The 14443-nt window shown below is 40.7% G+C and carries 14 protein-coding genes; 7 read left to right on the plus strand and 7 right to left on the minus strand.

All coding sequences use genetic code 11. The features are described from left to right. Positions 1-16: 16 nt before the first annotated feature. Both IEV36_RS09360 and IEV36_RS09365 read right to left on the minus strand, forming a co-directional pair. Positions 17-691, minus strand: coding sequence for an HAD-IB family hydrolase (locus IEV36_RS09360; protein WP_005258775.1), 675 nt, complete (start codon positions 689-691; stop codon positions 17-19). Then, positions 658-1866 (minus strand): DUF1615 family protein, encoded by a 1209-nt coding sequence (locus tag IEV36_RS09365; RefSeq protein ID WP_005258773.1) that lies wholly within the window; start codon positions 1864-1866, stop codon positions 658-660. Before IEV36_RS09365 ends, IEV36_RS09360 begins: the two co-directional genes overlap by 34 nt. An 82-nt stretch (positions 1867-1948) precedes the next feature. Between IEV36_RS09365 and dusB the strand changes: the two genes are divergently transcribed. Further along, on the plus strand, positions 1949-2974 hold the full coding sequence (gene dusB / locus IEV36_RS09370) for a tRNA dihydrouridine synthase DusB (protein WP_005258771.1): 1026 nt from the start codon (positions 1949-1951) through the stop codon (positions 2972-2974). Between the two features lie 54 nt (positions 2975-3028). Here the strand turns inward: dusB and oxyR are convergent, their stop codons facing one another. The 4 genes from oxyR to rubA form a co-directional block, all read right to left on the minus strand. Next, positions 3029-3934: a LysR family transcriptional regulator OxyR gene (gene oxyR / locus IEV36_RS09375; protein WP_004773664.1), complete on the minus strand. Its 906-nt coding sequence runs from the start codon at positions 3932-3934 to the stop codon at positions 3029-3031. A 6-nt stretch (positions 3935-3940) separates the two neighbouring features. Then, positions 3941-4885 carry an esterase EstB gene (gene estB / locus IEV36_RS09380; RefSeq protein WP_005258769.1) on the minus strand — a complete coding sequence of 315 codons (945 nt, stop codon included), beginning with the start codon at positions 4883-4885 and terminating at the stop codon, positions 3941-3943. 83 nt (positions 4886-4968) lie between these two features. After that, positions 4969-6150, minus strand: a complete 1182-nt coding sequence (gene rubB, locus IEV36_RS09385) for a rubredoxin reductase RubB (RefSeq protein ID WP_005258766.1) — start codon at positions 6148-6150, stop codon at positions 4969-4971. Between the two features lie 83 nt (positions 6151-6233). Further along, positions 6234-6398, minus strand: a complete 165-nt coding sequence (rubA, locus tag IEV36_RS09390) for a rubredoxin RubA (protein ID WP_004678010.1) — start codon at positions 6396-6398, stop codon at positions 6234-6236. Positions 6399-6746: 348 nt separating this feature from the next. Between rubA and IEV36_RS09395 the strand changes: the two genes are divergently transcribed. Beyond that, positions 6747-7184, plus strand: a complete 438-nt coding sequence (locus IEV36_RS09395) for an SRPBCC family protein (RefSeq protein ID WP_005258764.1) — start codon at positions 6747-6749, stop codon at positions 7182-7184. 158 nt (positions 7185-7342) lie between these two features. Next, positions 7343-8869: a lysine--tRNA ligase gene (gene lysS, locus IEV36_RS09400; protein WP_005258762.1), complete on the plus strand. Its 1527-nt coding sequence runs from the start codon at positions 7343-7345 to the stop codon at positions 8867-8869. A 57-nt stretch (positions 8870-8926) separates the two neighbouring features. Here lysS and IEV36_RS09405 read toward each other — a convergent pair whose 3' ends face one another. Further along, a complete protein-coding gene (locus IEV36_RS09405) occupies positions 8927-9421 on the minus strand; it encodes a DUF2059 domain-containing protein (RefSeq protein ID WP_005258760.1) in 495 nt (164 codons plus the stop codon). Positions 9422-9589: 168 nt separating this feature from the next. On the opposite strand from IEV36_RS09405, the gene IEV36_RS09410 reads away from it, so the two are divergent. From IEV36_RS09410 to IEV36_RS09425, 4 genes are all read left to right on the plus strand, one after another. Further along, complete coding sequence (locus tag IEV36_RS09410; RefSeq protein ID WP_005258759.1) at positions 9590-11041, plus strand: capsule assembly Wzi family protein; 1452 nt, start codon at positions 9590-9592, stop codon at positions 11039-11041. Between the two features lie 323 nt (positions 11042-11364). Continuing rightward, entirely contained in the window at positions 11365-12273 is a 909-nt protein-coding gene (gene cysD / locus IEV36_RS09415) for a sulfate adenylyltransferase subunit CysD (protein WP_005258757.1), read from the plus strand. An 83-nt stretch (positions 12274-12356) separates the two neighbouring features. Further along, positions 12357-13970 carry a sulfate adenylyltransferase subunit CysN gene (gene cysN, locus IEV36_RS09420; protein WP_005258756.1) on the plus strand — a complete coding sequence of 538 codons (1614 nt, stop codon included), beginning with the start codon at positions 12357-12359 and terminating at the stop codon, positions 13968-13970. A 145-nt stretch (positions 13971-14115) separates the two neighbouring features. After that, positions 14116-14397: a hypothetical protein gene (locus IEV36_RS09425; protein ID WP_005258755.1), complete on the plus strand. Its 282-nt coding sequence runs from the start codon at positions 14116-14118 to the stop codon at positions 14395-14397. Positions 14398-14443: the final 46 nt, after the last annotated feature.

Genomic DNA, 14443 nt, shown 5'->3' on the forward strand with positions numbered 1-14443 from the left:
CATAAAAAAGCTCGCTTTAAGCGGGCTTTTTTATATCGATTGATTTTGCATATTTGGAATCCAGAACTGGTAATCCTTTTTGCTCACCCATCATATAAGGGTAGTCTGCAAGTGAAAGCATCTCTAAATCTTCTTCACTATTGCCATAGGCATAAACTGCATGATAATCATCTAAATCATACTTTTCTAAAATACGTACTTTCTTCTGTTCGCAACTACAGTCTTCGGAGCTATATTTTCCTGTTAACAGGCCATCTTTTGTTTCGGTCTGGGTGCAGATTAAATCAATCTTGAGCACATCACAGATTGGAGCGAGATAAAGGTCAACTGAAGCTGATACTAGTACCACATGATCACCGCGTTGTTGGTGTTGTCGGAGCTGATTAAGTAAATCAGGATCTAATTTTTTTAATAATTTTTGAGTATATTCCTGTGCTAATTTTTCCACAAAGTCGATCGGCGTGTCTTTAAACATGGTTTCAAATAGACGTGGTCGCATTGCATGCGCAGGGTAAAGGCGTAAATAGTAGGCCTGAATCCAAGGCAGGATTTTCAGACCTCTTTTAACAATGTGGCGTTTTGATAGCGCAAAGAAAATAAATCCCGTGAAACTGTCTTTGGGATAAAGTGTTCCATCAAAATCAAATAAGGCAAGATTTACAGTTTTATACGTTTCGCTCTTTGCATGCATGCTTCATATCGTCCATTTACACGACTTGCGAACCAATTGGTATTGTAATCACGGCTGAGTTTAGGCCCTGAAATAATCACCTCAGGCATAATTGCATAAATTGGTTCTTTATTGGTTTTAGTTTGATATAGTTTTTGAACCGCTAGGTAAGTCTGTGTATCTTCAAATTTTCTCTCTTTTTCTTTCTTTAAATCCGCACGAATTTGACGTGGCGTCACCAAAATCCTATTACTGGTAAATGCAGCAATAATTTCTTTTTCTGACTGGCTCAATGCGGATTGTGGATTGCCATCTTTATTATAAAGTAATAAATCGCCATCTAAATCAAGATCTTTATCTTGTATCACTTCAAGCATCTTTTGGAAAGCAGCATTACGGCTTGAATACATCCCCGAATTATAGTCTGCAAAGCGATAAATTGCTTTGTCATAATCGGTCGAATATTCCATCAGGCGATGAATGCCGTAATATAACCCACCATATTGGGTATAGAGGTCATCACGCAATTCTGCAATATTGCCACTTTGACGTTTATGCTCTTTGGCATAGTTAATATGTACTTGCATCGAACCCAGCGTGGTGATTGGATTCATTTTCTCGCCAATATCTTGGCCAATTAATTTAGCAGCACCAGTTAAAGCACTCACATGATAATGCTTTGACATATAGTCAAAGATTTCACGATAGAGGAGATCCAGCTCGCGTTCAGTTTTTACTTTGCGCATCTGGCTCATGTAATTATTTTCTGGAGATGGCTGATTTTTCAACACATCTTCAAAATAACCTGCCACCGTGCCGCCAATGGTTTCACCTAACTTGGCTTCGAACTTTTCCTTGAGTCGGGTATTGATTTCCTGAACAGCTTTTTCACCTAAGCCCGGGACAGCAGGGTCGGCGACAAAGTTAGACTCCTGATCCACGACTGCCACAATGCTACACACATTCTGCTTGGATTTCGGAATACTCAATTGTTGCATGATATCAAAAATATCTTGCGACCATGACTCACGATCATTTACGCGCGGCGGAAGAACTTTTTTGATCTGTTCTGCCTTCATTTCAGGTTCTTTACTATTTGACCACCAAGCATTATCGCCACAAGCAGTTAAGCTTATGCTAATTGCCAACAGGCTAAATGTTTTGAGTAGAGGACGAGTCGAAACAGATTTGTTCATAATGAAGACAACACCGCACAAAAAGATGAGCCGAACGGGCGAATGAAGTATACTATGTTGGTCAGAAATTGTAAGAAAATATATGTATATTGGTTCGTATCAACTGTCAAATAATTTGATCGTTGCCCCAATGGCCGGCGTCACCGATAGGCCCTTCAGGACGCTATGTAAGTACTTTGGTGCAGGACATGCAGTCAGTGAAATGATGACTGCAGACAAGACCTTGCGCATGAGCAAGAAGAGTCTTTATCGGGCCAATTTTGATGGTGAGCTTGCACCAATTTCCGCGCAAATCGCAGGTTCTGATCCTGAACAACTGGCGGAAGCGGCACGTTATCAGGTGGCAAATGGGGCGCAAATTGTTGATATCAATATGGGTTGTCCAGCCAAAAAAGTCTGCAATAAATTGGCAGGTTCGGCGTTATTACAAGATGAGAATCTCGTTGCCCGTATTCTGGATGCCGTAGTTGCAGCCGTTGATGTGCCTGTAACCTTGAAAACCCGTTTGGGCTTTTTAAATGGTCATGAAAATATTTTACGTGTGGCGAAACGTGCCGAAGAGTCAGGAATTGCTGCCTTAGCTTTACATGGTCGTACCCGTGAAGATATGTATTTAAATACGGCACGTTATGAACTAATCAAGCAGGTGAAAGAGCTGATTGATATTCCATTGATTGCCAATGGTGATATTGATAGTCCTGAAAAAGCCAAATATGTGCTGGATTACACGGGTGCAGATGCCATTATGATCGGGCGTGCTGCTCAAGGCCAACCATGGATCTTTCGGGAAATTGCTCACTATTTGAAAACGGGTGAACATCTCGCCGCGCCAGATATTGCAGAAGTTAAGGCAGTTTTATTGGGACATCTGGCAGAACTGTATGAGTTCTACGGTGAGTATTCTGGCTGTCGCATCGCGCGTAAGCATATTGCTTGGTACACCAAAGGATTACGTTCAAGTAATGAATTTCGTCAGAATATGTACAAAGTGGAAAATACCGCGGATCAGACAAAAGTCGTTGAGAGTTACTTTGATCAATTACTGGATCAAGGGCAGCGGATGAGTGATGTGCAGGCTGAGCAAGTCAATTTGCTGGATATCAAATAATTAGTCTTGTTTGATGTAAAAAAGCCTGTAATTAATTACAGGCTTTTTATTTGATTATTCTAAGTGAGCAGTGATTTTTTGCAGAATTTGCAGAATCACATCAAATTCACTTTGTAATGGCGTACTTTTGCGTGTGACTAAGGCCAGAGTGCGGCTTGGGGCAGCTTCAATCGATTTCACGTCAATATCTTCATTAAAGTGAATCATGCTGTTCTTCAAGGCAATCTCTGGTAACAGGGTAAAGCCAAGATCAGACGAGACCATTTCCACCAGTGTTGGCAATGAGCTCGCTTTTAAACGATGATCATTTTTACGCTCACCTACAGGGCAGGCACTTAAAGCATGATCACGTAAACAGTGTCCTTCTTCAAGCAACATCAAACGTGATAAATCGAGGTCATCGAGAGAGTTTGCATTCGCCGCATTGGTATCTTTTTTGTTGTACACCAAGAACAAATGTTCTTTCGCAATTTCGGCAACTTTAAGGCTGCGTGTGTCGAAAGGAAGAGCCAGTACAATCATGTCCAGATTGCCGTGCTCCAGCTTTTCTACAATTTTTTCACTTTGAGCTTCATGTAGATGCAACTGGATTTTTGGCAATTGTTGATGCACTTCTTCCAGCAACTGCGTCAGGATAAATGGCGCAATGGTTGGAATAATACCAAGATGCAAATCACCTGTGAGTGGTTCGCTCATTTCACGGCTTAAGCGCATCAAATCCTGAGCATCGGCAAGTAGTACGCGGGCACGTGCCACAACCTGTTCACCCAAAGGTGTTAAACGGACGTTTTGACGATCACGCTCAACTAAGACGCCACCTAATAAGCGCTCTAATTCCATGATGCCGCCAGACAGAGTCGACTGGGTGACAAAGGAACGACGCGCTGCTTCAGTAAAATGTAAAGTTTCTGACAACGTAACTAAATATGATAGCTGTCTTAATGAGGGTAATGCAGCCATAGAGTCCTAGTGTGATGATCTAAAGTGGTGAGCAAACAAACCACTAAGTTGTGGAATGAAATGTGCAGGAATATCATGCCCCATTCCTTGGATTAATTCAAACTTAGCACCAGAAATTGCTTTTGCAACAGCTTTCCCGTGACTTGGTGGTAACAGTCGGTCTTTTGATCCGTGTACAACCAGTGTCGGCTGAGTCATCGTTTTGTTCAATGGTAACAGAGAACCCGTACATAATATTGCTAAAAACTGTTGAAGTACACCCGCTGGATAAAAACTACGACGATATAATTTGCGAATGGTTTGAATTGATTCAACCGGATTGACATAACCTGGCGAACCAATAATACGGAAAACATTCAGGCTGTGATTGATAATGGTTTCTTCATCATGTGCAGCTGGCTTACCGAGTAGGCTAAAAAGTTGTTTCGGATAAGGTGGTGGTAGAAGCGGTTGATTATTGCTGGTAAATAATAAGCCAACCTTTTCTACTTTTTCTGGATATTTTGCCGCAACAATTTGTGAAATCATACCGCCCATAGAGGCACCCAGAATATAGGTTTTCTCTAGGCCAAGCTGATCAATCAGCATCGCAACATCATCCGCCATATCATAAAGCGTGTAGGGCGCACCTTCATTACCCAGACCGAACATAAAGCGGCTCATCAATTTCATGGTATTGAGCCTTTTGCCTTTATTACGGATTTTAGAAGAGAGACCGATGTCACGGTTATCAAAACGGATGACTCGGAAGCCTTGATCAATCAGTGCCTTACAGAAAAAATCAGGCCAGAATAACATTTGTGCGCCTAGTCCCATGATCAGTAAAATCGTTGGGTGTTCAGGATTACCGCCCATTTCAACATGCAATTCAATGCCATTGCCCAAAGTTACTTTGGTTTCTTGCATAAAGGAAGCGTATGGCGACACATTAAACTGGAGGGCACTGTTCATGATATTCGTTCCGAATTGAATTCTTTTTATCGCTTAAGGGCTTGCTGGACATTCTTTTCTCAGCAAACCCTCGTATTTAAAACCTAAACCTGTGCTGGAATCAAGTCCGGAACCAGTTTGGTCAAGGTTAAACGTTGTTTACCCGCAGTTGCACCTAACAGGACAAATCCTCTTAAGGTACCTTCGCCATCTGCAGCTTTCGCAAGCATCCCATCTTCAAATTCTTCAGTTTCCCAGTTCACCTCAACATCCAGTGGTGCTGGTAATACGGTTAATGGTGCGGCAGGGGTTTTCACTGCGACTGGCATGGCAGGGTAGTGAACAGCAGTACTTTGACCACTCAGGGTTTTTGCTAAGGCACGGGCTTGTTGCATGATCGGCATGACGAATGGAAGCAAAGTACCATTTACTTCAGCACAGTCACCCACGGCATAAATATCAGCCTGATTAGTTTCTAATAGAGTATTGGTAATAATGCCACGACTAGTCTGGATGTCTGCTGCTTTAGCTAAAGCAATATTTGGCTGTAAACCAATTGCAGAAAGGACAATATCTGCAACTAAGGTTTGACCATTGGCTAAAGTGACTGCATAGTCTTCGCCATCATTAATTTTCGTGACTTTTTCAACGGTCGTTGACAGGGCAAATTTAATGCCTGCCTGTTCTAAATTGGTTCTAAATGCATCTGCCACATGGTTTGGCAATAAACGACCTAAAGGCTGTGGTGCAAGATCAATGACCGTTACTTCATAATCACTGTGCAGTAAATCATTGGCAAATTCACAGCCAATGAGGCCTGCACCAAGAATCACAACACGTTTGTCTTTACGTTTCGACAGATTTTCACGGAAAGTACGATAGTCAATCAGTGAGTTCACCACGTGAATGTCTTCGCTACCATCACCCGCAATCGCTAAACGGATTGGATTTGCGCCGACTGCGAGGACCAATTTTGAATAAGGTTGGGTAATGCTTTCGCCATTTTTTTCTAAAATAATTTCATGTTTTTCGGCATGGATTTCTTTGACCCAAGTTTCTGCTTCGATGCGCATATTCAATTGGGTCGCCATTTTTGTAGCATCGCCTAATGCAATCTGTTCGGGTGCTTTTTTACCTGCAAAGGCATTTGATAATGTTGGTTTTGCATAATTTACCGCATCGTCCGCACAGATCATGACCAGCTCTTGTTCTGGGCTTAATTTGCGAAATTCTCGTGCAACGGTATATCCAGCCATACCTGATCCGATGATGACGATAGGGTGCATTATATTCTCCAGTATTTTCTTATTTAAAAATGAACGCTCAGAAAAAAAGACCATGATTCTCATAGTCTTTTTTTCTTTAATCTTTAGATTTCAACCATTTCAAAATCAGCTTTTGAAACGCCGCAATCTGGGCAAGTCCAATCATCAGGAATATCTTCCCATTTGGTTCCTGCTGCAATGCCGTCTTGTGGCCAACCTTCTGCTTCGTCGTAAATCCAACCACAAACGATACATTGATATTTTTTCATGTGACTCTCCAAACTGATCGGTATGCTCAAGTTGCCTTTCAGTAAAACTATTCCGTAATGTCGCTATGATCGCTGCAAGAGGAACTAACTTATGTTAATCGGGAATTAGATTTTTACGCAGAACGACATTTAAGTAAAGTAAATGCAAGAGTTTAATCATTTATTCAAAAAGCGATATGGCAATTCTATCTGAAAGTCTTGTTATTTGAGCAATTGCTCTAAATTTTTATCAAAAGTTCAGGACTTATGTAATGAAAAAAGCCAATCGTATAAAAATAGTATGTATAAAAAACAAACATTCAAAATCAAGTTATGATGAAGAAAACAACGATAGAAGGAGAATAACGCATGGAAACCTTATCTTATAATATTAAAATTTATGCGACCCCAGAAAAAGTCTGGCAGGTGCTTTGGTCACCTGAAAGTTATCCAGAATGGACTAAGTTCTTCGCCTGTGATTCCACCATGAAAACAGACTGGAAAATAGGGGGTAGAACCTATTTTGGTGATGGTAAAGGCAATGGCATGGTCTCTACCATTGAAAGTCTGGATGAACCGAAAGAGGTTGTGTTCAAACATCTGGGAATGATCAAGAATGGTCAGGAAGATCTGGATAGTGATGAAGTCAAAGATTGGGTAGGCGCTTTGGAAAAATATATGTTGTTTGATTTTAATGGCGAAACGCAACTGCATGTTGAAGTGGATATTCAGCCAGAGCATGTAGAATTTATGAATAAAGGCTTTGATCAGGGACTCGCCATGGTGAAACATCTGGCTGAAAAATAAGCCCTGAGAATGTTGATTTAACAAGGCCAACTGTTGCGTAATCTCGATTTAAAATTGATAAATATTCATTTTTTTGAATTGTCTGATTGAAATAATACGAAAATGGGTTGTGATCTGCTATTCTATGTCACTTCATTTTTTACTTAATCGAGGCAGAGATGACGCAACAAAACGCTCAATCGACTTCTGAACAAACACTTTCCGAAAACGATTTAATCGCACAGCGTCATGCCAAGTTAAAGCAAATCCAAGAGACTGCAAAACAAACGGGTAAAAGCCCGTGGCCAAACACGTTTAAACGTGAACACTATACTGCTGATTTGCAAGAACAATTTAAAGATCAAGATAAAGCACAAATCGAAGGTGCTGAAAAAGTTTATGTCAAGGTTGCTGGTCGTGTGATGCTTAACCGTGGATCATTTATCGTGATTCAGGACATGACAGGTCGTATCCAGCTTTATGTTGATCGTAAAGGTTTACCAGCAGACATTTTAGAAACGATCAAGAGTCTGGATCTTGGCGATATTATTGCTGCTGAAGGCTATATCGGCCGTTCTGGTAAAGGTGACTTATATGTACACCTTGAAGGCTTTGAATTACTGACTAAATCACTACGTCCACTACCAGACAAATTCCATGGTTTAACTGATACTGAAGCGAAATATCGTAAACGTTATCTCGACCTGATTGTAAACGAAGAAACGCGTAAGACCTTTGAGATTCGTGCCAAAGTGGTAGCGGGTATCCGTGCATTCTTAACCAATGAACGTTTCATGGAAGTTGAAACGCCAATGATGCATGTGATTCCAGGCGGCGCATCTGCGAAGCCGTTCGTCACGCATCATAATGCATTGGATATGGAGCTTTATCTCCGTATCGCACCAGAACTTTATTTGAAACGTTTGGTTGTTGGTGGTTTCGAGCGTGTGTTTGAAATTAACCGTAACTTCCGTAACGAAGGTGTTTCAACACGTCATAACCCAGAATTCACCATGATCGAATTCTATCAAGCTTATGCTGACTATAAAGACTTGATGGTATTGACTGAGAATATGCTTGAAAAGCTGGCAATTGATATTTTAGGTACTACTGATGTGCCGTATGGTGAAGAAGTTTATAGCTTCAAAGGCCCATTCAAGAAAATCTCAATGTTTGATGCGATTCTTGAACATAACCCAGATTTCACCCCTGAAAATGTCAATGATCGTGAGTTCTTGGCGAAATTTACTCAAGAAGTGTTAAAAGAGCAGGTTAAACCTGGTTTTGGTTTAGGTAAGTTGCAAACGATCGTGTTTGAAGAAACAGTAGAAACCAAGTTACGCCAGCCAACATTTATTACTGAATATCCAGCTGAAACTTCACCGCTTGCGCGCCGTAATGACGACAATCCGCATATTACGGATCGTTTCGAATTCTTTATCGGTGGGCGTGAGTTAGCCAATGGCTTCTCTGAGTTAAATGACCCGATTGATCAGGCTGAGCGTTTCCAGGCACAGGTTGCTGAAAAAGATGCAGGTGATGATGAAGCAATGCATTACGATGCTGACTTTATTGAAGCATTAGAATATGGTTTACCGCCTACAGCAGGTCAGGGTATTGGTATTGACCGTTTGGTGATGTTATTTGCTAACGCACCAAGTATTCGTGATGTACTTTTATTCCCGCATATGCGCCGTAAAGACTAATATTCTTTACCTTAAAAAAAGCCACGTTTAGCGTGGCTTTTTTTAAGCTTGAATGAATTATTCCGCTTGCATTTCTTTTGCTAACTTTTCTGCGGCCTGCATAATTTTTGGTGTAACGCTATCCATTCGTTTATAGCCCACTTGCATGCTTTTTTGCATCACGATTGGCATTTTATCAATCATGGATTGCCCTACAGGCGTTTTATAGAATTGGATCATGCCGTCAATTTCCTCTTGGGTAAATTCTTCAGCATAGATTTTAATCATTTCTGGTTCTAATTTTGCCCATGTCAATTCCTCTTGCATAATTTTGCCAAGTTCCTGAGAATAATTGACCATGGCAAGTTCTTGTTTTGTTGTTAATTTTTTGCCTTGAGTGATCTTATCCATATTTGAATGCATCATGCTATTCATCTGCTGACTCATTTGACCAAGAAATTGTTCAGACTTGGTTATCTTTAATAACTCTTTTACAGATTGGTTTGACGCTGGCTGAGCAAACGCAGGAATTGAGATTGCTACCGCAATAATAAATGTCGCAATAATTTTCATTATTTGATTTCAGTCGTGTTATAGGTGAAATAAATGTTACTGACAGGCATCAATTATTGTCAATTTTATCCTGCATGTTAAAAAATGTAATTGTTTCGTTTGACGATTGAAATGTGCTCATAAACCAACGATCATGTGTCCATAAATAAATTTGAGAACAGTCTGGACATGTTTTTAAAAAAATCGCTTTGTATCGCATTATTTGCTGCTCTTTCTTCTCCTGTATTTGCTCAGGGTCTTGTACTCAACGATGAAAATTTAAGAACGGATTTAAACTGGTTAAACCAGCAAGGTGTCATTCAAATCAGTACATCGACTTGGCCAATGAGCGGTGATGAAATTCAACGTGCATTGTCACAAGCAAAAGTGAGCAATAACACGCAGCAGAAAGTCATTAATTCTGTATTGAATGCATTACAGGCAGATAATGAAACAGTCAAAGTCGGTTTGCATGCAGGTACTGATCTTAAAACTGTTCCTCAGGCTTTTGGTGATAACCAGAAATCTCAATATCAGGCAGCTGTTGAGTTTAATGCAGGTGGCGAGAATTGGGATGCCAAACTGCGTGTCAATGGAGAGAAAGATCCATTGATTGATAATGGAAACGACGTCAATGTCGAAGGTTCGTATATCGCAGGTAAACTTTGGAACCAATGGATTGTCGCTGGTCAAATTCCGACGTATTGGGGGCCAGGACATGATGGTAGCTTGATTCGTGGTGATGCCAGCCGTCCAGTATATGGTGTGACAATGCAACGTGCAGTTCAAGATGCATTTGAAACCAAATGGTTGTCTTGGATTGGGCCGTGGCAATATCAGGCTTTTGCTGGTCAGTTAGATGACTATAAAGCTGTTCCTGACACAAAATTAATTGGTTTGCGCTTAACTGCACGACCATTTCCAGCTTTAGAACTCGGTGCTTCACGTGCGATTCAGTGGGGTGGAGAAGGACGACCTGAGAGCTTTAGCTCATTGTGGGATGCCTGGACAGGCACTAAAGACAATGGTGGTACAGGTAAAGAAGATCCATCTAACCAGATTGCGGGCTTTGATGGTCGCTTATTCTTACAACCATTATTTAATGTGCCAGTTAGTTTATATACACAATTTGTAGGTGAAGATGAAGCAGGTGGTCTACCTGCAAAATATATGTACCTCGGTGGTGCTGATTTCTCATCAAGCTATAAAAATATGCCGTACCAACTTTATGCAGAATGGGCGGACACACGTACCAATGGCGAAGCAAAAGGCATTTCATATAGCCATACCACATATAAAGATGGTTACTACCAGCATGGTTTCCCATTAGGTCATGCAATGGGTGGCGATGGTCAAATGTATTCGGTTGGTGGTGATATCCGATTTGATGTGATGAACCGCCTGAGTGGACGTTTGCTATATGCAGATGTAAGCCAAACACGCCGTGTCGAATTGAATAACGATGCATTTCCTAAAGCGGATAAGATTAAAGGTTTAGATGTAACTTGGACACATTATCTAAAACCAACAATTCCATTGAAAGTGAATGGTTGGGTGAGTGATTCTGACCTACATGGCAGTGATGGTGGTGTTTCTGTAGGTGTTGAAATTCCATTGGAAACAAAAATGTTCCGCTTTTAAACAAAGCTGAGCCGATAAAAAAGAAGTCCAGATGGGCTTCTTTTTTTAATTTATTCATGTGAAATAGATTGTATTGATATTCCATAAACTTATTTTCATATCATAATTTTGCATATTGATATGAAAAAACAAGCTAAAGAATCGAATCTAAATTATTATAATGAATATCCTTTACTCGATCGTAAAAGTAGTACGAGTAAGAATCTTGATATCATGAAAAATTGGAGTTGTTATGGCACTCGTTCCTCCACACAGTCTTCAAAGTGGTGGTTTGATACCACTTATAGATTTTATGGATAGCATGGATAAGGGGGAAATTGTACATGACTGAAAATAGATTAACGCACCTCAAGCAACTTGAGGCAGAAAGTATTCATATTATTCGTGAAGTTGCAGCCGAATTTGAAAATCCTGTGATGCTTTACTCAATTGGTAAAGACTCAGCAGTGATGTTACATCTTGCACTCAAAGCGTTCTATCCAGCAAAACTTCCATTCCCGCTATTACATGTAGATACAGGCTGGAAGTTTAAAGACATGATCACTTTCCGTGACAACATGGCAAAAACACACGGCTTTGATTTGATCGTTCATCAAAATGTAGAAGGTCGTGATGCAGGGATCAATCCATTTGATCACGGTAGTTCAAAGTATACCGACATCATGAAAACCCAAGGTTTAAAACAAGCCTTGGATAAGTATCAATTTGATGCTGCATTTGGTGGTGCTCGCCGTGATGAAGAAAAATCACGTGCCAAAGAACGTGTGTATTCGTTCCGTGATAATAAGCATCGTTGGGATCCTAAGAACCAGCGTCCAGAACTTTGGAATCTTTACAACGGTAAAGTGAACAAGGGTGAGAGTATTCGTGTATTCCCATTATCGAACTGGACTGAGTTAGATATCTGGCAATATATTTATCTGGAAAATATCCAAATTGTTCCTCTTTATTTCTCTGCAGTTCGTCCTGTGGTTGAACGCAGTGGCACGTTGATCATGGTGGATGATGAGCGTATGCGCTTAAAAGAGGGTGAAGTTCCACAAATGAAATCGGTACGTTTCCGTACACTTGGCTGTTATCCGTTAACAGGTGCAGTTGAGTCTGAAGCAGATACCTTGCCTGAAATTATTCAGGAAATGCTTTTAGCAACCAGTTCTGAGCGTCAGGGTCGTATGATTGACCACGACGAAGCGGGCTCGATGGAAAAGAAAAAGCAAGAAGGTTATTTCTAGTTTCCTTAAGCAAGTCCCTCTTTTTAAAGAGGGATTTAGGGAGATTAAAAGCGATTTCTAAAGAATATGTGGAGTTTTGAGCAATGTCTCATCAATCAGATCTTATTAGCCAAGATATCTTGGGTTATTTAAAACAACATGAACAAAAAGACTTATTGCGCTTTTTGACTTGCGGTAACGTCGATGATGGTAAAAGTACTTTAATTGGTCGTTTACTTTACGATTCAAAATTGATTTATGAAGATCAATTGCAAGCCGTAACACGCGACAGTAAAAAAGTGGGAACTACAGGTGATGCACCTGACCTTGCTTTGCTAGTCGATGGTCTACAGGCGGAACGTGAGCAGGGTATTACCATTGATGTGGCTTATCGTTATTTCTCTACTGAAAAGCGTAAGTTCATCATTGCGGATACGCCTGGACATGAACAATACACACGTAACATGGCAACAGGTGCATCCACTGCCGATCTTGCCATTATCCTGATTGATGCGCGTTATGGTGTGCAAACGCAAACTCGCCGTCATTCATTTATTGCAAGCTTACTCGGTATTAAAAATATCGTTGTTGCGATCAATAAAATGGACTTGGTTGAATTCTCTGAAGCGCGTTTCAACGAAATTCAGGTTGAATATGATGCATTTGTAAGCCAACTCGGTGATCGTCGTCCTGAGAATATTTTATTCGTGCCAATCTCGGCATTGAATGGCGATAATGTGGTGAACCCATCTGCAAGCACGCCATGGTACAAGGGTCAAACCTTGATGAGCATTCTTGAGTCTGTGGAAATTAAGCGCGAATCAAATAAACATGAATTCCGTTTCCCAGTTCAGTATGTAAACCGTCCAAACCTTGATTTCCGTGGTTTTGCCGGAACGATTGCGTTGGGTGCAATCAATGTAGGCGATGAGATTGTTGCATTACCATCAGGCAAGAAATCAACAGTGAAAGAGATTGTCACTTTTGATGGCAATCTTGAGCAGGCCGTTGCAGGTCAGGCCGTGACTTTAACTTTAAACGATGAAATTGATATTTCTCGTGGTAACGTTTTAGTCCGTGCGGGCGAGCAGCCTTTGATTTCACGTAGTGTACGTGCTTCAGTGGTCTGGATGAATGAACATCCTTTGGTGAAAGGTAAGCTATACAACGTCAAAATTGGTACGCAAACTGTTCCGGCTAAAGTCACTGCAATTAACTTCCGTGTCAATGTAAATACATTAGAGCATACGCAAGTTGAAGAGCTTGAACTGAATGCAATTGCGGATGTAGTGGTTGAGTTTGATGCACCAGTAGTCTTTGACCAATATCAAGACAGCCGTTATACAGGTTCATTTATCTTTATTGACCGTCTAAGCAATGTGACGGTGGGTGCAGGTATGGTTGAAGCGGCAGTTGAATGGACTGCACATAGCAATCCTGTGACTGCGGAAGATCGTGCAGCTCGTTTAGGTCAGAAGCCTGCGGTAATTGGTGTTTCTGCACAGTTAGTCGAGAAAGCTCAAGCTTTAGAGAGTTTATTGATTCAGCAAGGTGTGGTTGCGATTGCAAAAGCTAATTTAACGGCTGAGCAAATTGCACTGTTACGTGAAACAGGTGTGGTGGTTATTACAACGACTGTGGACGGTACAGATACAGATATTATTGCTGAAACAGTTGAAGAAGCCGCTGAGAAAGTAGTGGAATTGGTTCGTCTTTAATAGACTGAATTGATTTGAAAAAACCCGCGTAAGCGGGTTTTTTTATGCTTATGGCTTTAACCGTCTAATAATAAATCATTTAAAATATATGTGATATTTCACATAAAATATTTCTCTATACAATGCCTGCCTTAGAGAGGTATGTATGAAAAAAATATTATTTTTAATGGGTTTATGTCTGGCTTTTAATGTTGAGGCCAAACAGGTCGGGAATAGTACAGCGGCAATTAAACGAAAAATTATTCAAGAATCTATTGAGAGCTATCCAGGTAATTGCCCATGCCCCTATAACACTGCACGTAATGGCAGTCGCTGTGGAAAACGTAGTGCTTATAACCGTGCAGGTGGATACACACCTTATTGTTATCCAGAGGATGTGAGTGATCGAAAGGTAAAAGAGTATAAAGAAAAGAGAAACTTAGCATGAAAAAAGCCCCTGCAATAGGGGCTTCTCAATAAATCAAAGCTGCCTT

This window comes from Acinetobacter vivianii, from assembly GCF_014635885.1.
GTDB lineage: Bacteria > Pseudomonadota > Gammaproteobacteria > Pseudomonadales > Moraxellaceae > Acinetobacter > Acinetobacter vivianii.